Annotated in this window: 18 protein-coding genes; 11 read left to right on the top strand and 7 right to left on the bottom strand. The window is 66.2% G+C overall.

Annotation, left to right across the window (positions count from 1 at the left end):
• Complete coding sequence (locus tag B133_RS0112300) at positions 1 to 1080, top strand: sugar phosphate nucleotidyltransferase (protein WP_018601476.1); 1080 nt, start codon at positions 1 to 3, stop codon at positions 1078 to 1080.
• A 20-nt stretch (positions 1081 to 1100) separates the two neighbouring features.
• Here the strand turns inward: B133_RS0112300 and B133_RS0112295 are convergent, their stop codons facing one another.
• Genes B133_RS0112295 through cofD form a run of 3 tightly spaced genes read right to left on the bottom strand, consistent with a single transcriptional unit; the run spans position 1101 to position 4023 of the window.
• On the bottom strand, positions 1101 to 1667 hold the full coding sequence (locus B133_RS0112295) for an NUDIX hydrolase (RefSeq protein ID WP_018601474.1): 567 nt from the start codon (positions 1665 to 1667) through the stop codon (positions 1101 to 1103).
• The gene (locus B133_RS0112290; RefSeq protein WP_198291060.1) at positions 1664 to 3007 is read right to left on the bottom strand and encodes a coenzyme F420-0:L-glutamate ligase; all 1344 of its coding nucleotides are present in this window, start codon (positions 3005 to 3007) and stop codon (positions 1664 to 1666) included. Before B133_RS0112290 ends, B133_RS0112295 begins: the two co-directional genes overlap by 4 nt.
• 8 nt (positions 3008 to 3015) lie before the next feature.
• Positions 3016 to 4023, bottom strand: coding sequence for a 2-phospho-L-lactate transferase (gene cofD, locus B133_RS0112285; RefSeq protein ID WP_026256327.1), 1008 nt, complete (start codon positions 4021 to 4023; stop codon positions 3016 to 3018).
• A 292-nt stretch (positions 4024 to 4315) separates the two neighbouring features.
• Between cofD and B133_RS0112280 the strand changes: the two genes are divergently transcribed.
• On the top strand, positions 4316 to 4705 hold the full coding sequence (locus B133_RS0112280; protein ID WP_018601468.1) for a WhiB family transcriptional regulator: 390 nt from the start codon (positions 4316 to 4318) through the stop codon (positions 4703 to 4705).
• Between the two features lie 119 nt (positions 4706 to 4824).
• Here the strand turns inward: B133_RS0112280 and B133_RS0112275 are convergent, their stop codons facing one another.
• Positions 4825 to 5247, bottom strand: coding sequence for a metallopeptidase family protein (locus B133_RS0112275; RefSeq protein ID WP_026256326.1), 423 nt, complete (start codon positions 5245 to 5247; stop codon positions 4825 to 4827).
• Between the two features lie 131 nt (positions 5248 to 5378).
• Here B133_RS0112275 and B133_RS0112270 point away from each other — a divergent pair, with 131 nt between their 5' ends.
• From B133_RS0112270 to manA, 4 genes are all read left to right on the top strand, one after another.
• Entirely contained in the window at positions 5379 to 5798 is a 420-nt protein-coding gene (locus B133_RS0112270) for a DUF3499 domain-containing protein (RefSeq protein ID WP_036418586.1), read from the top strand.
• Positions 5799 to 5895: 97 nt separating this feature from the next.
• Entirely contained in the window at positions 5896 to 7284 is a 1389-nt protein-coding gene (locus tag B133_RS0112265) for a phosphomannomutase/phosphoglucomutase (protein WP_018601462.1), read from the top strand.
• Positions 7281 to 8375: a hypothetical protein gene (locus tag B133_RS0112260; RefSeq protein WP_018601461.1), complete on the top strand. Its 1095-nt coding sequence runs from the start codon at positions 7281 to 7283 to the stop codon at positions 8373 to 8375. Before B133_RS0112265 ends, B133_RS0112260 begins: the two co-directional genes overlap by 4 nt.
• Before the next feature lie 4 nt (positions 8376 to 8379).
• Entirely contained in the window at positions 8380 to 9606 is a 1227-nt protein-coding gene (gene manA / locus B133_RS0112255; protein ID WP_018601459.1) for a mannose-6-phosphate isomerase, class I, read from the top strand.
• A 10-nt stretch (positions 9607 to 9616) separates the two neighbouring features.
• Here the strand turns inward: manA and B133_RS0112250 are convergent, their stop codons facing one another.
• The gene (locus B133_RS0112250; protein ID WP_026256325.1) at positions 9617 to 11053 is read right to left on the bottom strand and encodes an NAD(P)/FAD-dependent oxidoreductase; all 1437 of its coding nucleotides are present in this window, start codon (positions 11051 to 11053) and stop codon (positions 9617 to 9619) included.
• 61 nt (positions 11054 to 11114) lie between these two features.
• Between B133_RS0112250 and B133_RS0112245 the strand changes: the two genes are divergently transcribed.
• The 5 genes from B133_RS0112245 to B133_RS0112225 all read left to right on the top strand — a co-directional run bounded on the left by B133_RS0112245 (position 11115) and on the right by B133_RS0112225 (position 17654).
• A complete protein-coding gene (locus B133_RS0112245) occupies positions 11115 to 12587 on the top strand; it encodes an amino acid permease (protein WP_018601455.1) in 1473 nt (490 codons plus the stop codon).
• A 106-nt stretch (positions 12588 to 12693) separates the two neighbouring features.
• Positions 12694 to 13317, top strand: coding sequence for a TetR family transcriptional regulator (locus B133_RS0112240; RefSeq protein ID WP_018601453.1), 624 nt, complete (start codon positions 12694 to 12696; stop codon positions 13315 to 13317).
• Positions 13318 to 13453: 136 nt separating this feature from the next.
• Positions 13454 to 14947, top strand: coding sequence for an adenosylhomocysteinase (gene ahcY, locus B133_RS0112235; RefSeq protein ID WP_018601452.1), 1494 nt, complete (start codon positions 13454 to 13456; stop codon positions 14945 to 14947).
• Positions 14948 to 15047: 100 nt separating this feature from the next.
• A complete protein-coding gene (locus B133_RS0112230) occupies positions 15048 to 16901 on the top strand; it encodes a CocE/NonD family hydrolase (protein ID WP_018601449.1) in 1854 nt (617 codons plus the stop codon).
• Positions 16902 to 16958: 57 nt separating this feature from the next.
• On the top strand, positions 16959 to 17654 hold the full coding sequence (locus B133_RS0112225) for a zf-HC2 domain-containing protein (RefSeq protein WP_018601448.1): 696 nt from the start codon (positions 16959 to 16961) through the stop codon (positions 17652 to 17654).
• Here the strand turns inward: B133_RS0112225 and B133_RS0112220 are convergent.
• Together B133_RS0112220 and B133_RS0112215 are read right to left on the bottom strand one after the other, a co-directional pair.
• Positions 17651 to 18277 carry a DUF5134 domain-containing protein gene (locus B133_RS0112220; protein ID WP_018601445.1) on the bottom strand — a complete coding sequence of 209 codons (627 nt, stop codon included), beginning with the start codon at positions 18275 to 18277 and terminating at the stop codon, positions 17651 to 17653. The genes B133_RS0112225 and B133_RS0112220 overlap by 4 nt on opposite strands.
• Positions 18274 to 19755 (bottom strand): PepSY domain-containing protein, encoded by a 1482-nt coding sequence (locus B133_RS0112215; protein WP_018601443.1) that lies wholly within the window; start codon positions 19753 to 19755, stop codon positions 18274 to 18276. Before B133_RS0112215 ends, B133_RS0112220 begins: the two co-directional genes overlap by 4 nt.
• Positions 19756 to 19819 lie beyond the last annotated feature (64 nt).

The raw sequence follows: 19819 nt of genomic DNA, 5'->3' as shown, positions 1-19819 counted from the left end.
GTGACCAATCCCGCGGAGGTCGATGCCGTAATCCTGGTCGGTGGCCAGGGCACCCGGCTGCGGCCGCTGACTCTTTCGGCGCCCAAACCGATGCTGCCGACTGCCGGACTGCCGTTCCTGACCCACCTGCTGTCGCGTATCGCCGCCGCCGGCATCACCCATGCGGTGATGGGCACCTCGTACAAGGCCGAGGTGTTCGAGACCGAGTTCGGTGACGGATCCAAGCTCGGCCTCCAGATCGACTACGTCACCGAGACCGAGGCGCTGGGCACCGGGGGGGCCATCGCCAACGTCGCCGGGCACCTGCGCCACGACACCGCCATGGTGTTCAACGGTGACGTGCTCTCCGGAGCCGACCTGGGTGGGCTGCTGGAGTCGCACGACAACCGTGGGGCCGATGTGACGCTGCATCTGGTCCGCGTCGGGGATCCGCGGGCCTTCGGCTGCGTGCCGACCGATGCCGACGGTGTGGTGACCGCCTTCCTGGAGAAGACGCAGGATCCGCCGACCGATCAGATCAACGCCGGCTGCTACGTGTTCAAGCGCGAGGTGATCGACCAGATCCCGAAGGGGCGGGCGCTATCGGTGGAACGTGAGGTGTTCCCCGGCCTGCTCGCCGACGGGTACCGGGTGTGCGGATACGTCGACGCGTCGTACTGGCGGGACATGGGCACCCCGGAGGATTTCGTCCGCGGCTCGGCCGATCTGGTCCGGGGCATCGCGCCGTCGCCGGCATTGCACGGCCAGCGCGGTGAGTCGCTTGTGCACGATGGCGCCGGCGTTGCACCGGGCGCGCTGCTGATCGGCGGCACCGTGGTAGGCCGTGGCGCGGAGATCGGTGCAGGCGCCCGCCTGGATGGCGCGGTGATCTTCGACGGCGTGCGGGTGGAGGCCGGTGCGGTGATCGAACGCTCGATCATCGGCTTCGGCGCCCGCATCGGCCCGCGCGCGTTGATTCGTGACGGCGTGATCGGCGACGGCGCAGACATCGGTGCCCGTTGCGAACTGCTGCGCGGGGCCCGGGTGTGGCCGGGTGTGTCGATTCCCGACGGCGGACTGCGTTTCTCGACCGACGTGTAAGACGTCAGGTCTCGCCGAGACTACGGTTTGTGGCGCGAATCGGCTGAAACCACAGCAGAAACCGTAGTTTCGGCGAGTTGAAGCAAGCCGAAGTCGGTGTCGGGGGGCAACCTGTCGAGCGGCCACCACTGTAGATCCAAAGATTCATCGCTACAGACGATCTCGGCGTCGGCCGGGGCCCGCACCACGAATTGCAGATCCAGGTGGCGGGTCGGTACCCCCAGCGAGCACGTCACCGGATGTACATGCAGCGCAGCAAGTTCCGGGTCGATCGTGAGCCCCGCGATGCCCGACTCCTCGGTGGCCTCGCGCAGCGCCGCCGCGCGGATGTCGAGATCGGTGTCCTCACAATGGCCGCCGAGCTGCAGCCATCTGCCGAAGCGTGGATGCAGGGTGAGCAGGGTTTGGGTCCCGGTGTGGTCGAGCACCAGTGCCGAAGCCGTGATATGGCCTGGGACACAGGCGCGTTCGCAAGCGTCGGACCGGGCGGCCAAAAACGCCAGCACCGCGTGGCGCATCGAGTCCTGCGCGGGATCGGTTGTCTGCCATTCGGTGAGAATCTCCACGGCAGAGGCATGCAGGCTCATCGCGTTATGAGCAGGTCGTCGGTCGGCACCGGATCACGCGGGCCCTGCGGCTCCTCTGGGTAGCCGATCGCGATGGCGCCCAACGGCTCCCAGTCGCCCGGCAGATCCAGCTCGGCGCGCACCAGATCCGCGGCGAAGATCGTGGAGCCGATCCAGCAGCTGCCCACGTCACGAACGGCCAACCCCACGAGCAGTGCTTGCACAGCGGCGCCGACCGCCACGGTGAACATGGTGTGCTCCGCCCCCGTGCGGGCCGCGTCAGGATAGCTGTGCGCGCCATCGGGAACCATGAAGGGAATCACCAGTTCTGGCGCGTCGTAGAGGATGTTGCCGCGGGCCACCCGGCGTTCGACGGAATCGGCTGATCTGCCATCGCGGGTCAGATCGGCGCGCCACTGGTCTTTCATCCGATCGAGCAGGCGCACGCGCGTGGCCGGATCGCGAACCCAGACGAACCGGACCGGCCGGGTGTGATGCGGGGCCGGTGCGGTCAGCGCCTCCGCGACAGCGGTTTCGATGAGTTCGGCAGGAACGGGTTCGCGGGAGAACCGGCGTACCGATCGACGTAGCAGCTGAGCCTGCTTGCGGCCCAGGTCGATTGACTCGGCGGTGCCCAGCCAGAACAGATCGTCCTGACCGGATCGCAGTAGCTTTCGTGCAGTGGATCCGTCGTCTGCCAGGCTCAGTCCCCGGACCACCGCCACCGGGATCGCGGTCAGCTTGCCTTTCACCAGATCGGCCGCGGCAGCGATCTCGTCGGCCACTGCGACCTCGGTGACGACCAGTTCGTTGCCGTGCCGGTCCACTGTCCCGGCGTAGCCGTGCAGCACGGTCAATCCGGCCGCACCGATGGCGAAGTCAGTCTGGCCGATGCGCCAAGCCCGGCCCATGGTGTCGGTGATCACCACGGCAACGGTGACGCCGAGTCGTTCACGCAGGCCCTCGCGCAGCGCTGCGGCACTGGCGTCGGGATCGATGGGGAGCAGGGCCAGTTCGGTGGATCCGACGTTGGAGCCGTCGACCCCGGCCGCAGCTTGCACCAGTCCGATGGAGTTCTCGGTGATCAAGGTCCGGCCCTTGCGGGCCAGCACCCGAACTGCCTCGCTGTCGATCAACTTGCGTCGCAGCGTATCCCGTTCATCGGGATCTGACGGGGCGTCGACGATGCGGCCCTCGCATTTGGAAACCACCTTGCTGGTGACCACCAGTACGTCGCCGTCGAGCAGCCATGGTGCCGCGGTGGCAAGGGTGCCGACCAGATCGTCGCCGGGCCGGAACTCGGGCAGGCCTGCCACGGGCAGGATCTCCACCCGGTCCGCGGAGCCGTGTTCGGCGCTCACCCCGGTGGTCACAGCGGAACCCCGGCCAAATCCAGGCCGGCGCGCACCATCTCGGCGGTGGTCGAGGGATCGGTCATCAACAGTGGTACCGAACGCACTGCGACGCCGTCGATGTCGGCGTGATCGCCGGAATCCACCAGCCAGCCGTCCAGCAGCCCCGTCGCCGACCGTGCCCCGAAATGTCGCCCGACGGCTTCCGAGGTGGACTCCACCCCGATGATCGACAGGCACTCATCGGCCATGCCACGCAACGGTTTTCCCGCCACTATGGGAGAGTAGCCGATGACCGGTGCCGGGGTGGACCGAAGAGCGCCACGGATGCCGCCGATCTGCAGGATTGACCCGATGCTCACGACGGGATTCGACGGAGCCAGCAACACCACGTCGGCGTCGGCGATCGCCTCGATGACACCCGGTGCGGCAGTAGCCTGTTCGGCGCCGACGAACGCGAAGCTGTGCGAGGCCACCTGGGCCCGGTAACGCACCCACCACTCCTGGAAATGGATCGCGCGCCGCTGGCCCTCGAGTTCGCCGGGGCCGGGGTCGGTGATCACCACGTGTGTCTCACATCGGTCGTCGCTGGCAGGCAGCAATCGTGCGCCCGGCGTCCAGCGTCTGCACAACGCCTCTGTGACCTGCGACAACGGGTACCCGGCCCGCAGCATTTGGCTGCGTACCAAGTGGGTGGCAAGGTCGCGGTCGCCCAGGCCGAACCAGTCCGGCTGCACACCGTACGCGGCGAGTTCCTCCTTGGCGTGCCAAGTTTCGTTACGATGCCCCCAGCCACGCTCGGGGTCGATGCCGCCACCGAGCGTGTACATACACGTGTCGAGGTCGGGACAGATCCGCACACCGTACATCCAGGCATCGTCACCGACATTGACGATCGCCGTGATCTCGTGCTCGGCGTTCTCGTTGCCAGGGCTCTGCGCGAAGGCGCCGAGTCGCAACAGGTTTTGCACACCCAGCAAAAATCGAGCGCCGCCGACGCCGCCGACCAAAACGGTGATCTTCACAACGGTCGACATTAGGCGGAAAGGGGGCGCGCATGGAAACGACGTCGTCACGGCCAGGACACGCCGACGTTGCGACGCGCCGAATTGATATCACGAGATGGTATGAATTCCCGCCGATCCGCTTGACCCTGGCAGCTAACGCGTGTCTAATCACACCAGTGTCATTTCCCGGTTAGCGACTGATTCCGGTGTCGCAAACGGAGATTCGATCGAATGTTCGAATGAAATGGCCTATATCACCATAGTGGGGCTCCACTGAGGATCTACGAGACCGAGTGAGGAGGCGGGGGATATGTCTTATGAGAGCGGCGATTTCGATCGTGTTGTCCGGTTTGACAACCGGTTACTCGGCTCGGTAGACAACGCACCGCACATCAACACCGGGCCGACACCGATGGGGGCAACCGGACGTCCTCAACTGAGTTTGGTTCCCGATCAAATTGATGTTGCTCCGGCAACCGAAGATGACCAATGGCAGGAGCGTGCATTGTGCGCGCAGACCGACCCTGAGGCTTTCTTCCCGGAAAAGGGCGGGTCTACCCGTGAGGCCAAGCGCATTTGCCAGGGCTGTGAAGTCAAGGATGCGTGCCTCGATTACGCGCTGGCGCACGACGAACGCTTCGGGATTTGGGGCGGGCTGTCCGAACGCGAGCGTCGTCGGCTCAAGCGCGGCGTCATCTAAAGCTCTTTGCGAAGCGCTTCAGATCGCATTCTGAGCCGCTTCGCGAAGCGCTCACGGTGATCTGAAGCGCTTCGCGTGAGTGCTCGCGCGATTGTTTCTGCTCCTCGCGTCCGCGGCGCTCAGTCGTCGTCGATCATCGGGTCGATGACCGACGGTTCCACCCCCAGATATGTGGCCACCTGAGCCACCAGGATCTCATGCAAGAGCTCCGCGAGATCGTCGGGACTCTTGGCTCGGCGCTCGATCGGTTTGCGAAACAACACAATTCGGGCCCGCGTGGTATTTCCTCGAACGTCCACCCCCGCCGGGATCAACCGGGCCAACGCGATCGGACCATCCGCCACGACTTCCGGTGGCCACTGCACGGTCTCAGGATCCCGCGGTGACATCCGCGGGATTTCGTCGACAGCGACATCGAGGACACTGACCCGCGAGGCCCACCGACGCTCGATCGGTTCGTAGGCCTCCAGCACCGCCATGTCGAACCGTTCGGCCCGGCTGCGCCAGCCCGGAACGGATCTGGGAAGCAGAGGCCCACGAATATCGCGACCGCGGCGCGATCGCCAAAGATTCCGCTGGGCCACGCAAGAGATCGTAACGGTTCGGGATCGGGAGCCCGGCGGCTGCGCGTGTCCGAACGCGTCCAGCGATCGTCCAAGATAATCTCTGGTGCGTGAATGTTCCCCGTCGCTGCTGCCGGCCCGGGTGCCCGCATTATGCCGTGGCGACGCTGACCTTCGTCTACTCCGACTCGACCGCTGTCGTCGGACCGCTCGCCACCGTCTCCGAACCGCACTCATGGGATCTGTGCGTCGGGCACGCCAGCCGAATCACCGCACCGCGTGGCTGGGAGCTGGTGCGCCATGCCGGCCCGTTACCGAACCATCCCGATGAAGACGATCTGGTGGCACTCGCCGACGCAGTGCGTGAGGCGCACGACGGCGCGGTGGTGCGAGGCGGAGTCACGGCAGGGTTCTCCGACCCCACCAGCGGAGTCGCCGGCGGTGCCGTGATGGCACCGGCAGTGCACAGGCCCGAACCAAACGGTCGGCGTCGCGGCCACCTACGTGTGTTGCCCGACCTAAGCGATTAAACGACTGTTAAGCAGCGTGGTTGACTGAGGCTAGTGTCCGTGTGGTCGTCTCGCGACGGCTAGGCTGAGCCAACGATCCCGGTCACAAGGAGTTCCCATGTCTCGCCCAGCTGCGGTTGTTCAGCGTGTCATCAAAGCGTATGACGTGCGTGGTTTGGTGGGTACGGAGCTCGACGAACAGTTCGTCGCTGACGTAGGCGGGGCGTTTGCCCGGCTGGTCCGGGGTGAGGGTGCGGCGCAGGTTGTCATCGGTTACGACATGCGGGAAAGCTCCCCGCCGCTGGCCTCGGCGTTTGCCGAAGGTGTCCGGGCGCAGGGGCTCGACGTCGTCCGGATCGGACTGGCCTCCACCGATCAGCTCTACTTCGCGTCCGGCCTACTGGACTGCCCCGGCGCGATGTTCACCGCCAGCCACAATCCGGCCGCCTACAACGGCATCAAGCTGTGCCGGGCCGGAGCCAAACCGGTTGGTCGAGACACCGGGCTTAGGACGATCTCCGACGAGGTGATGGCCGGAGTGCCGGTCTTCGAGGGTGCGCCCGGCACCGTCACCGACCGTGACGTGCTCACCGAGTACGGCGAGTTCCTGCGTTCACTGGTGGATCTGAGTGCGCTGCGGCCCCTGCGCATCGCTGTCGACGCGGGCAACGGCATGGCCGGGCACACCACGCCCGCGGTGCTCGGGCCGGTCGCCGGCGCCACTGTCCTGCCGCTGTTCTTCGAGTTGGACGGCACCTTCCCGAACCACGAGGCCAACCCGTTGGAGCCGGCGAATCTGGTCGACCTGCAGGCCCATGTGTTGGCAACCGGTGCCGACATCGGCTTGGCCTTCGACGGTGACGCCGACCGGTGTTTCGTCATCGACGAACTCGGCAGGCCGGTCTCCCCGTCGGCGGTGACCGCACTGGTGGCGGGGCGTGAGCTCGGCCGCGAAATCGGCGCCATCGTTATCTACAACCTCATCACCTCGCGGGCAGTGCCGGAACTGGTCATCGAATGCGGCGGCACGCCGGTGCGCTCACGCGTCGGGCATTCCTTCATCAAGGCTCTGATGGCCGACACCGGCGCGATCTTCGGCGGCGAGCATTCGGCGCACTACTACTTCCGTGACTTCTGGGGTGCCGATTCCGGAATGCTGGCGGCCCTGCATGTGCTTGCCGCGCTCGGTGAGCAGGACCGCCCGCTCTCGGATCTGATGGCCGATTACCAGCGCTACGAATCCTCCGGCGAGATCAATTTCACCGTAGCCGACGCCGGCGCATGCGTCGACGCGGTACTGGAAACCTTCGGCTCCGGCATCCAGACCGTCGACCATCTCGATGGGGTCACCGTGGATCTGGGTGAGGGCAGCTGGTTCAACCTGCGCACATCCAACACCGAGCCGCTGCTGCGGCTCAACGTCGAGGCCCGCACCACCGAGGATGTCGATGCGATCGTGAAGACGGTGGCTGACCAGATCAGCATGGTGAGTGGGGCGGCGACGTGAATGCAGTCGACGCGACGGTAGACCTCGACGACGGCGAAGGTCTGCTCGCGGCCGACCACAACGGTCTGCTGCGCGCGGCGGCGATGGCCGGTGCTCAGGTGCGGGCGACCGCCGCGGCGCTCGCCGAGGGCGTCCTTGAGCCTCTGCGGTCGGATTTTCCGCCGCGCACGGTGATCTGGGTGGCCGGTCGTGGAGTGGCACACGGTGCGGGCACCCTGCTGGCCGCCGCGCTCGGCGGATCGGTGGCCGCGCCGATTGTCGTCGCCGCCGAGACACCGTCGTGGATCGGCGCCCTGGACGTGGTGATCGTGGCGGGCGATGATCCGGGCGACCCGGCTCTGGTGAATGCCGCGGCCATCGCCGTACACCGGGGTGCGCGGGTGTTGGTGGTGGCACCACAGGAGGGTCCGCTGCGCGACGTGACGGCGGGACGCGCGGTGGCGTTGCCGCCGCGGCTGTGGGTTCCCGACGATTTCGGGCTCACCCGCTATCTGGCCGCGGGCCTGGCGGCGCTGCACGTGGTGGACCCCGGGACTCGGGTGGATCTGCCGGAATTGGCCGATGAGCTGGACGCCGAGGCGCTGCGCAACAGCACTGCACGCGAGTTGTTCACCAACCCGGCCAAGATGCTGGCCGACCGGATGTCCGGCGCCGACGTCGTATTGGCCGGAGACACGGCGGCGACGCTGGCACTGGCCCGGCACGGTACGACGGTGATGCTGCGGTTGGCCGGTCAGGTGACGGCCGCCGCGGGCCTGACCGACGTGCTGGCCGCCACGGGGAACCTCGCGGCGAGCCGGTCCGGCTTCGAGCGGTCGCTGTTCCACGACGAGCAGATCGACGGGTCGTTGCCTCGGCGGCTGCGGACATTTGTATTGGCCACTGATACCGAACGGCCCACCGTGGCCGCGCGTATCGCCGGGTTCGCCGACATCTCGGCGATCGGCGCCGAGGATGTGCCCGACGCGAGCCGTCAAGGAGATGAGCCGGGCAGCCCGACCATCCCGGCCAGGCGGGTGGAACAACAATTGGCGATTCTGGCCGTGCGGTTGGAGATGACCGCCGTCTACCTGAAACTGGTTCGAGGTTAAGCGAGTGTATTTGCTACGGGGAGCGGTGCGGACCTATGCGTGGGGTTCGCGGACCGCGATTGCCGATTTCACTGGAAGGCCCAGCCCCACAACTCATCCCGAGGCCGAACTGTGGTTCGGTGCGCATCCCGGTGATCCCGCGTGGGCGCTGACCGACCATGGGGAGAAGTCGCTGCTTGAGGTCGTCACCGACGATCCCGAGGGGCAACTCGGCGCCGCAACCATCGGACGCTTCGGAGATACTCTGCCGTTCCTCGTCAAGGTGCTGGCCGCCGGGGAACCGCTGTCCCTGCAAGCGCATCCGAGCGCGCAGCAGGCGCGCGAGGGCTACGACCGCGAGGACCGCCTCGAGATACCCGTCTCGGCGCCGATCCGCAACTACCGCGACCGCAGCCACAAACCCGAATTGCTCGTCGCGCTCGGACCGTTCGACGCGCTAGCCGGCTTCCGCCCGGTGGCGCAGACGGTCGAACTGATGCGGGCACTGGCCATCCCGGATCTGGATCCGTACATCCATCTGCTGTCCGATCAGTCCGATGCCGACGGACTGCGGGCGTTGTTCACCACGTGGATCACCGCCCCGCAGCCCGACCTCGACGTACTGGTGCCCGCGGTGTTGGACGGTGCGATCAACTACATCCGTTCGGGGCAAACGACTTTCGCCGCCGAGGCCAAGACGGTGCTGGAACTCGGCGAGCGCTATCCGGGTGATGCGGGTGTTTTGGCGGTGTTGCTGCTCAACCGGATCAGTTTGCAGGCGGGTGACGGCATGTTTATCGCTGCCGGCAGTCTGCACGCCTACCTGAACGGCATCGGGGTCGAGGTGATGGCCAACTCCGACAATGTGTTGCGGGGTGGCCTGACGCCCAAACACGTCGATGTTCCCGAATTGCTGCGGGTGTTGAATTTCACGCCGACCCCGCAGGACCAGTTGCGCTCCACAATCGTCAGAGACGGACGCGAACGGATCTACAAGACGCCGGCATCGGAGTTCTGCTTGTCAGTCCTGGAAATCGATGGCGATCAGCTCGGCCACGAGATCGACGCGCCGTGTCGTCACGACGGCCCGCAGGTGCTGCTGTGCACCGAGGGCGCCGCGACGGTGCACGCCAAGAGCGGCACGTTAGCGCTCGAACGCGGGTCGGCGGCCTGGATGGCCGCCGACGATGGGCCGATCCGGCTGACCGCTCAGCGGCCGACCCAGTTGTTCCGAGTCACAGTCGGGATCTGAGACCCGACCGTCACTCGGCCTGTGCGCTCAACCGCGGTTCGGTGTGTTCGGCAGCTGGCCCTTGAAAGCTGTCGCCATCGGTAGCAGATGCTTTGGCACCCGCTCGGCGCTCGGCCCGCAACAGTCTCAGGTTGTTGCGGATGGCGCGCCCGATGAGCCGCGGCGTCGGAATCAGCCACAGGCTGTCGAGCAGGCTGGTGCGCCGCAGGAACCATTCGGCGAGCACCGGATCGCTCTCGGCGGCGCCGACGAACTGTTTGAACAACCCGAATACCGGGCTGTACCACCACGGCCTTGACCCCTGGGCCCCGTGTTCCTCGATATCGGCGATGGCATTCATCAGCCACACCGGGAGGGTGGTCCTCGTGGTCGCCTTCGCCAGCCGGCCGGCCAGATCGTCCTTGCCGTCGTTGAGCACGGTACGCAGATTGTTGGCCTGCAGTGCCGACATCGTCACGCCCTGCCCGAAGGTGGGGTTGAGGCTGGCGACGGCGTCGCCGAACGGAATGATCCCGACCGGCAGGTCGGTCATCTTGTCGTAGCGACGCCATTTGCTGGTGGGGTAGCGATGGAAGTTCATCTTGCCCACCGGCTCGCCTTCTCGCAGGGCGGCGCTGATGTGTGGTGGAAGCAGGGTATCGGCCATCGCGCAGATGCCCGCGAAGTCCCGTGGCGGCTCGGTCTTGGCGACCCCGAACGCAGTGACGATCCAGATGCCGTCCTCGTGGAACAGCATGCCTATGCCTCGCTGTTGGGCGAGCGCGGCACCGCACACCACCATCTTCTCCGTGATCAGGCCCTCGGGGATATGTACCCGCTGCGATGCATAGCTGACGCCGACCTGGATCTGATCTTCCCTGGGCCGGCCGAAACCCCACTCGTCCAGCCAGACCGGAAGGCGGCTGCCACGGCCGGAGGCATCGACCACCAGATCGGCCGACACGATCTCGCCGTCGTCGAGCACCACGCCCGTCACACTCCGGGTCACGGGGTCGAACCGGGGTTGGGAGACCACCTGCTGCACCACGTTGACATTCGGGATGCTCAGCACACGGTTGCGGATCTGCCATTCCAGGTGTCCGCGGCTGGGCACATACGCGGTGAACTCGCCGAGCATCTGCTGGCCGGTGCCCAGTACATGACCCGCCGCGGAGAAGTGAATCGACTCGGGCCGGTTCTCGATCACCGGAACGCCCGCTGCGACCATATCTTTGAGCAGTCCGGGAAACACCGATTCGAGTTCCTGCGCCCCGCGCGCCATCAGAAGATGGACGTGCAAACCCTGCGGAATTGCGCTGCGGTTGACGGGTGTCTCGGGCAGATCGTCACGTTCGTAAATCGTGACGCGGTCAAAGTGATCGGATAGCACGCGGGCCGCGCACAGGCCTGCAATGCTGCCTCCGATGACAACGGCATGGTGGGAGCGGAGATGAAGATTCTGACACATCGGGGAAAACAGTAATGGATCCAATCCCCGCACATGCTCAACCACGAGAGGCGGCGTCAATATGACCTCACGGTGGCGTACCAAATCCGTCGAGCAGTCCATTGCTGACACCGACGAGCCCTCGACCCGATTACGCAAAGACCTGACCTGGTGGGATCTCACCGTATTCGGTGTGTCGGTGGTGATCGGTGCCGGCATCTTCACCATCACGGCATCGACGGCGGGCAACCTCACCGGGCCGGCGATTTCGATCTCATTCGTCATCGCCGCAATCTCATGCGGCTTGGCTGCGTTGTGCTACGCAGAGTTCGCCTCGACTCTCCCCGTCGCCGGCAGTGCGTACACGTTTTCCTATGCCACCTTCGGTGAGTTCATCGCCTGGATCATCGGCTGGGACCTCATCCTGGAGTTCGCGGTCGCCGCGGCAGTGGTTGCCAAAGGTTGGTCAAGCTACCTCGGAACGGTATTCGGCTTCGGTGGGGGCACGCTGACTGTCGGTGGGTTCGAAGTGGACTGGGGGGCGCTGCTGATCGTCGCGGCGGTGACGCTGCTGCTCGCGCGAGGCACCAAACTGTCGGCCACAGTGAGCCTGGTGATCACCGTCATCAAGGTGTCGGTGGTGTTGCTGGTGGTCATTGTCGGCGCGTTCTACATCAAGCCGCAGAATTATTCGCCGTTCATTCCGCCTGGCGAGGCAGGTACGGGCGGCAGCGGTGCCGACCAGTCGCTGTTCTCGTTGATCAGCGGCGCCACGGGCAGCCACTATGGCTGGTACGGCGTGCTGGCCGGCGCATCCATCGTATTCTTCGCCTTCATTGGGTTCGACATCGTCGCCACCACCGCGGAAGAGACCAAAAACCCGCAACGCGACGTGCCGCGCGGCATCCTCGGCTCGCTGGCCATCGTCACGGTGCTCTACGTGGCGGTGGCGGTAGTGCTCTCCGGGATGGTGTCCTACCGGGAGTTGCGAAGCTCTGACGGTCACTCGGCGAACCTGGCTACGGCATTCGCGCAGAACGGCGTGCACTGGGCGGCCAAGATCATCTCTATCGGCGCGCTGGCCGGTCTGACCACTGTGGTGATCGTGCTGATGCTCGGCCAGACGCGGGTCCTGTTCGCGATGTCCCGTGACGGTCTGATGCCGCGCCGGCTCGCCAGGACCAGTAGCCAGGGCACGCCGGTGCGTATCACGGTGATCGTCGGTGTGCTGGTCGCTATCGCCGCTTCGGTGTTCCCGATGGGCAAGCTGGAGGAGATGGTAAACATCGGCACGCTGTTCGCCTTCATGCTGGTCTCGGCTGGGGTGATCGTGTTGCGGCGAACCCGCCCGGACCTGCCGCGGGGATTCCGTACGCCCTTGGTCCCGGTGCTGCCCATCGCGGCGATCGCGGCGTGCGGATGGCTGATGCTCAACCTGACCGGCCTGACCTGGATCCGGTTCTTGATCTGGATGGCGATCGGCCTCGTGGTGTACGCGATCTACGGCCGCAAGCATTCGGTCCTGGGTCAACGGGAAGCCGCCGGCAAGCAGTGACCGCGGCCGGGTGGGAGATCGCCTGATCACGACCGCAGCCCCGGTCAGCAGGCCGGGAACTGCAGGAAGGCCGATTGCGGCGACGAGAGGGATTAGAGTCGCGCGTGTGAGTCGGCCCCGGGACAAGCAGCGCATCCCCTATGCAGAGGCGTCGCGGGTAGTGCTGCGCGATTCGATCCTCGACGGCATGCGCGACCTGCTGATGACCCGTGACTGGTCGGCCATCACGCTGTCGCATGTGGCGCAGGCCGCGGGGATCAGCCGGCAGACCATCTACAACGAATTCGGATCCCGGCAGGGTCTGGCCGAAGGGTATGCGATGCGGCTCGCCGACCGCCTGGCCGACGCGGTGGACCACGCGATCAACCACAACGTAGGCCAGGTATACGAGGCATTTCTGGAAGGCTTCCGGACGTTCTTCGTCGACTCGGCTGCGGACCCGCTGGTGATCTCATTGCTCACCGGGGCGGCCAAACCCGACCTGCTGCAAATCATCACCACCGGCAGCGGACCCATCATCGGCCGGTGCTCGGACCGGCTGACCGGGATCTTCCAGAACAGCTGGATGAAGGCGAGTGACGAGGACGCCGGGGTGCTTGCGCGCGCGATCGTGCGATTGGCGATGAGTTACATCTCCATACCGCCGGAGGCCGATCACGATGTGGCCGGTGACCTGGCCCGACTCATGACACCATTCGCCGAGCGCTACGGTGTGATAGATACCGTCTAGCTGTCAGTGCGCCGCCGCTGTCGAAACACGTGAGCGCCTGTCCCGCGAGCCCGCAGGCTAGAGGTATCTGCATGTGGCGTCGCCGTGGGGCACACCCGTGCGCTGGCAAGCAATCACGACTGAAAGAGGGCTCTACATGACTGAGTTGAAGGCTGATAACCGGGGCGGGATCGATTTCAAGGTCGCCGACCTGTCGTTGGCCGACTTCGGCCGCAAGGAGATTCGCCTGGCCGAACACGAAATGCCCGGCCTGATGGCGCTGCGCCGTGAGTACGCCGACGTGGCGCCGCTCAAGGGTGCGCGTATCTCCGGCTCGCTGCACATGACCGTGCAGACCGCCGTGCTGATCGAGACGTTGGTTGCCCTCGGTGCTGAAGTTCGATGGGCGTCGTGCAACATCTTCTCGACCCAGGACCACGCGGCCGCGGCCGTGGTCGTGGGCCCGCACGGCACCGAGGACGCGCCCAAGGGCGTGCCGGTGTTCGCGTGGAAGGGCGAGACGCTCGAGGAGTACTGGTGGGCCGCCGAGCAGATGCTCACCTGGCCGACCGCCGGGAGCGCAGCGAGCGGGGTCAATGTGGATGGCGGACCCGCAAACATGATCCTTGATGACGGTGGTGACGCCACCATGATGGTGCTGCGCGGCGCGCAGTACGAGAAGGCCGGCGTGGTCCCGCCCGCCGAGGATGACGACCCCGCGGAGTGGAAGATCTTCCTGTCGGTCCTGCGCAAGACCTTCGAGACCGACCCCACCAAGTGGAGCAAGATCGCCGAGTCGGTCAAGGGCGTCACCGAAGAGACCACGACGGGTGTGCTGCGGCTGTACCAGTTCGAGGCCGCCGGTGAGCTGCCGTTCCCGGCGATCAACGTCAACGACTCGGTCACCAAGAGCAAGTTCGACAACAAGTACGGCACCCGTCACTCGCTGATCGACGGCATCAACCGCGGCACCGACGTGCTGATCGGCGGCAAGAAGGTGCTGATCTGCGGCTACGGCGACGTGGGCAAGGGCTGCGCCGAGTCGCTCGCGGGCCAGGGTGCACGCGTTTCGGTCACCGAGATCGACCCGATCAACGCGCTGCAAGCGCTCATGGACGGCTTCGACGTCGTCACGGTCGAGCAGGGCATCTCCCATGCCGACATCGTCGTCACCGCGACCGGCAACAAGGACATCATCACCCTCGACCACATGAAGTCGATGAAGGACCAGGCCATCCTCGGCAACATCGGCCACTTCGACAACGAGATCGACATGGCCGCGTTGGAAAAGTCCGGCGCTCGTCGTTTGAACATCAAACCGCAGGTCGACCAGTGGACCTTCGATGACGGCAAGTCGATCATCGTGCTCTCGGAAGGTCGCCTGCTGAACCTGGGCAACGCGACCGGTCACCCGTCGTTCGTGATGAGCAACAGCTTCTCCAACCAGGTGATCGCCCAGATCGAGCTGTGGACCAAGAACGACGAGTACGACAACGCCGTGTACCGGCTGGCCAAGCATCTCGACGAGAAGGTGGCCCGCATCCACGTGGACGCTTTGGGTGGCACTCTCACTCGCCTCACCAAGGAGCAGGCCGAGTACATCAACGTCGACGTCGAAGGCCCCTACAAGCCGGAGCACTACCGCTACTGAGTCACTGACGTAGCGCGAGCAGACGTGAAGTCCCCGAAACCTCGGTGTTTCGGGGACTTTCGCGTCTGCTCGCCAGGCCTGGCGGCGATACGCTCGCTTGGTGCCCCATGCGATCCGCGCCGTCATCGCCGTCCTGGTCTGTACCGCCCTGGTCCTGACCGGCTGCACGAGCGGGCGGGATACGGACGCGCAGCGTCCGTTCCCTGAGGCAACCGGACGGGGACCGTGCGAGGTGACGACCCAGCACGACGTTCCGGCCACCATGCGCGACGGCACCGTGTTGCGCGCCGACGTCTACCGTCCGCGAACGTCCGATGCGGTACCGGTGATCCTGATGCGTACCCAGTACGGCAAGTCCTCGGCACAGACGGAAGTGGACCGCTTCCAGCCGCCCGACTGGTTCGCGTCGCACTGCTATTTGGTTGTGGTGCAGGATATTCGGGGTCAGGGCAACTCGGGTGGCGTGTTCAGTGAATTCACCCACGACATGGACGACGGCTACGACTCGGTGGAATGGGCGGCTGGGCTGCCCGGTTCCAACGGCAAGGTCGGCATGTACGGGTCGTCCTACGTCGGCGCCACCCAGTGGCTGGCGGCGGTGACCACACCTCCACACCTGGCCACCATCGTGCCCGTGAACACCGCGTCGGACTACTACGACGGATGGAACTACGAGGGCGGGGAGTTCCGGCTGGGTTTCGTGCTGCCGTGGGCGATCCAAGACATCGCGACCACCGCCGCGATCAACCGCGATGACCGGCAGGCCGTGGCCGAACTGAACGTTGCCGCTGCCGATCCGACCCGATGGCTGAATTTCCGTCCGTTCAAAGACCTTCCACCGATGCAGCCCAACAACCCCGTGGTCGCGCCCTGGTATTTCGACTGGATCCGGCACAGCGCCCGCGACGACTTCTGGCGCCGCTTCAGCATCAGGGACCGCTACCCCGCGGTGAAGATCCCCGTGCTGCACGTCGAGGGCTGGTACGACGCCTTCCTGGCCGGTGGGATCGAGAACTTCACCGGGATGACGACTCACGGCGGCAGCGACCTGGCCCGCACCAACCAGCGGCTGGTCATCGGGCCGTGGGATCACGTCGGCTGGGGCAGATCGGATTCGGTTGCCGCACCGATGCTCAAGGACATCGGGCCGGTGGGGAACAGTCCCATCAACGAACTCCAGCTCGCCTGGTTCGACCATTTTCTGAAGGGTCAGAACAACGACGTGGCCGGTTCGCCGCGCGTCGACTACTTCCTGATGGGTGCCAACGTCTGGAAGACTGCGCCGAATTGGCCTCTACCGCAGACGCACTGGACGAATTGGTATCTGTCGGGATCGGGTGGGTTCGCCGAGCGCGAGGGTCAACTCACCGTCCAGCCGCCGGCTGCGCAGCCGCCCGACACTTATCTCTACGATCCGGCGTTCCCGGCGCCCAGCCTCGGTGGGCACTCATGTTGCGGCGCGCTGAACGGCCCGCAGGGGCCCTATGACCAGACTCCGGTCGAGCAGCGCTCCGACGTGCTGGTGTACAGCTCGGCACCGCTGACCAAGGACACCGAGGTCACCGGTCCGGTGACGGTCACATTGTGGGCCCAGTCCACCGCCGTCGACACCGACTTCACCGCCAAGCTCATCGTCGTCAAACCTGACGGGCAGGCGGTCAACCTCAACAACGGCATCCTGCGGACGTCGTTCCGAGACTCGCTGTCGAACCCCACGCCGACGACACCGGGCCGGCCGTACCAGTATCGAATCCAGGTCTGGCCCACCAGCTATCTGTTCCGGGCCGGCGACCGGATCCGGTTGGAGATCTCCAGCAGCGATTACCCGCAGTTCGCGCCCAACCCCAACACCGGGGCGCCGTTCGGGCAGGACACCAGAACCCAGCAGGCCGCCCAGACCGTCCTGCACGACCCGGCCCACCCCTCCTCGGTCACCCTGCCGGTCATCGGCTGAGACCTGCGTGGCCCACCCGCGGGGAACAATCGGCGGCTTCTGCGCGACTATAGGGGGATGAACTGCGAGGTGGCGCGGGAGGCGCTGTCGGCCCGGCTCGACGGTGAGCGCGAGCCCGTGCCGTCGGCACGCGTCGACGAGCACCTGCGTGAGTGCGCCGAGTGCCGCGCCTGGCGCGACGCCGTCACCGATCAGGCGCTCGATCTGCGCCGCTTGGCCGAACGCCGTCCCACGCTCACCGCGCTCGAACACTCCGTCGAGCATCCCCGGCGACCGCGGCTGGGCTGGCGGCGTGGGGCACTGTTCGCTGTCGGCGTGGTGCAGATCCTGCTTGCTGCCGTGCAGGGCCTCGGGCTGAGCGTCGGACTGGCCCACGGCCACGGCATGGGCAACGGGCATCTGCTCAACGAGTCGACGGCGTGGTCGGCCGCACTCGGCGCGGTGATGATCGGTGCGGCGCTGCGACCAGTTGCTGCCGCAGGCCTGGCCGGGGTGTTGGGTGTGTTCGCCGCGGTCCTGACGGTGTACGTCGCGGTCGACGCGACGATGGGCGCGGTCACGCCGGTGCGGATGCTGACCCACCTACCGGTGCTGCTCGGTGCGATCCTCGCGGTCCTGGTGTGGCGTGATTCGTCGGCGCCAGGGCCGGAACCCGGCCAACACGCCGCTGAAACGGATATCACCTTGCCGCACAACGCATCCCGCGGCCGTCGGCGCGGGCATCTATGGCCGACCGACGGCTCGGCCGCCTAGAGCATCACCCCGAACATCACCGCCATTCCCGCGGCCATCATGGCCTGGCACAGGATACTGATGTGGCGGTGAGCCGAATCAGCCTGCCGCTCAGTGAAATAGCGATATAACCACCAGGCGGCGGCGACGGCGAACACCACCGTGCACAGCCAGTTCATGGCATCGATCCACCCCGGATATCCAGGCCCTGACGACGCCCCCGCGCCGGCGGACATGTCCATGCCCGGCATGTTCATCGACGTCGCCGCGGCCTGCCCGTCGTGATGCCCCGACGTCGTCTGGCCGGGCAGCAGGCCGCCGTTCATCACGGCGTACATCCACGTCATCGCCAGCATCATGAACGCGTGGTACCCGGCGATCGCGCGGCGTTGAGCCATCGTGAGCATGGCTGCCAGAAACCACACCGTGGCGAACCCGAAGAACACCATCGGGCCCGTGGTGGGTAGCGCCGCACCGCGCGGCCACGCCATCACCGCCATGGCCACTGCCATGACGAGGTGCAGCAGATGACCCACCACATGTGTCCATGCCCGGTGACCGATCACGATGGCGTAGCCGCATTCCAGCGCGCTCAAGACAAAAAGCGCTGTGACGATCCAGCGCAGGAACAGATCGTCGATCATTGCGGCATCGTCCGGGTCTGCCACCAGCCCAGCGCGGCGTCGAGCGCGATGAAGGCCACCAGGGAGGCCCCGAACAGCGGGGCGAAGTAACCGAATCCGGCCAGCGCGAGGGTGACCAACACCGCCTCATAAGGCCGTAGCCCCGCCAGCACACCGCGGCGAGGACCGGTGGGCAGGGTCAAACCTGTTGTTCGCGTAGGCCTTCGGCGCCACCACATGCGATAGCCGAGCAGGATGACGACAATCAGCGCGACGGCCACCGCGGCGAGCAGGATTTGGTTGACGATGCCGAACAGGATCCCCATGTGGGCCCCGACGATCCAGTCGGCCAGCTTCGCCATGAACGGCCAGTCGGCGAAATCGACGCGGGCGATCACCGCGCCGGTGTCCGGGTCGACGGCGATGGCGTCGTAGCGCGTCGGCCAGTCCCGCTTGTTCTCGGCAACCTGCCAGCCCTGGGTCGGTGAGGCCGGGGGATACATCCAGATCGGGTTGCTCAGTGCGGCGTCGTGCGCCGCGCGCAGCGCCATGTCGGCGCCGCGCAACGCCTGCGATTCGTCGGATCCGAATGCAGCCGTTGGGTTTCCGTGATGTGCGCCGATCGCGGCCGGTTCGCCGCCGGGCAGCGCGGTGTCCACCGATGGCGTCGACCAGGTCAGGTGGGAGCGGATCTCGCTCACGTTGGCGCCGGCGAAACGTGACCACGTCATGCCCGACACCGACAGCAGCGCCAGCGCCGCGATGATCCAGACGCCCAGCGCCCCATGCCAAGACAGCAGTCTGCGGCGGCCCGTCACGCCGGTGTCGGGGGCGGCGATCCGGCGGAGTTTCCCGGTGCCGATCCGATGCCCGATCCACAGCAGCAGACCGGCACCGGCGATCACCCACAGCCAGCTGGCCGCGAGCTCGCTGTAGTTGCGCCCGATGGCTCCGAGATGAAGGTTGCGGTGCAGTTCATCGAACCAGGCACGCAGCGGCAGCCACTGGCCGTAGGTGGTCAACGCGCCGCGGACGTCGCCGGTGTAGGGATCGACGAACACCGTGCGGGCATAGTCGGGTGGCACGTCGGCGACATCGAGGGTGACCCACGTGGTTTCGTCGGGTGCGGCCGGCGGCCGGATGCTGGCGACCGTGCCTTCGGGATGGGCCCGACGCACCGCGGCGATCTGGTCCGACAACGGGATCCGGTGATCACCGATGTGCTCGACGGTGAGTTCGTGACGGTGCACGAACGTGTCGATCTGCGGGATCAGCGCGTACAGCAGGCCGGTGAACGCCGCGATCAGGATGAACGGGGCGACGAACACTCCGGCGTAGAAATGCAGGCGCATCAGGACCGGGCGGAATCTGACCCGGGCCGAGGCGGGCAACGGCCTGGGTCTGGCGTTCGGCGCAACGGGTGTACCGTCGCGGTCGACGGGATCTTCCAGCGGGGTGTGGCTCACGGTGGTCGCGACTTTCCTCGGGGTAGCGGGCACGGGAGATCGACGGTGGTTCGTGTGCATTGGTCGGTCGGGGCGGGCGAATAGTTCCCGCGGCCGG

Source organism: Mycobacterium sp. 155 (assembly GCF_000373905.1).
GTDB lineage: Bacteria > Actinomycetota > Actinomycetes > Mycobacteriales > Mycobacteriaceae > Mycobacterium.
The sequence above is the reverse complement of the archived record's forward strand: the minus strand, read 5'-3'. Positions and strand labels throughout refer to the sequence as shown.

Bases quoted from the DNA above. Each gene is read 5' to 3' on its own strand.
- B133_RS0112225 (WP_018601448.1), top strand. From the start codon at position 16,959: ATGAACTGCGAGGTGGCGCGGGAGGCGCTGTCGGCCCGGCTCGACGGT.
- B133_RS0112220 (WP_018601445.1), bottom strand. From the start codon at position 18,277: ATGATCGACGATCTGTTCCTGCGCTGGATCGTCACAGCGCTTTTTGTC.
- B133_RS0112265 (WP_018601462.1), top strand. From the start codon at position 5,896: ATGTCTCGCCCAGCTGCGGTTGTTCAGCGTGTCATCAAAGCGTATGAC.
- B133_RS0112280 (WP_018601468.1), top strand. From the start codon at position 4,316: ATGTCTTATGAGAGCGGCGATTTCGATCGTGTTGTCCGGTTTGACAAC.
- B133_RS0112245 (WP_018601455.1), top strand. From the start codon at position 11,115: ATGACCTCACGGTGGCGTACCAAATCCGTCGAGCAGTCCATTGCTGAC.
- B133_RS0112250 (WP_026256325.1), bottom strand. From the start codon at position 11,053: ATGTGTCAGAATCTTCATCTCCGCTCCCACCATGCCGTTGTCATCGGA.
- ahcY (WP_018601452.1), top strand. From the start codon at position 13,454: ATGACTGAGTTGAAGGCTGATAACCGGGGCGGGATCGATTTCAAGGTC.
- B133_RS0112295 (WP_018601474.1), bottom strand. From the start codon at position 1,667: ATGAGCCTGCATGCCTCTGCCGTGGAGATTCTCACCGAATGGCAGACA.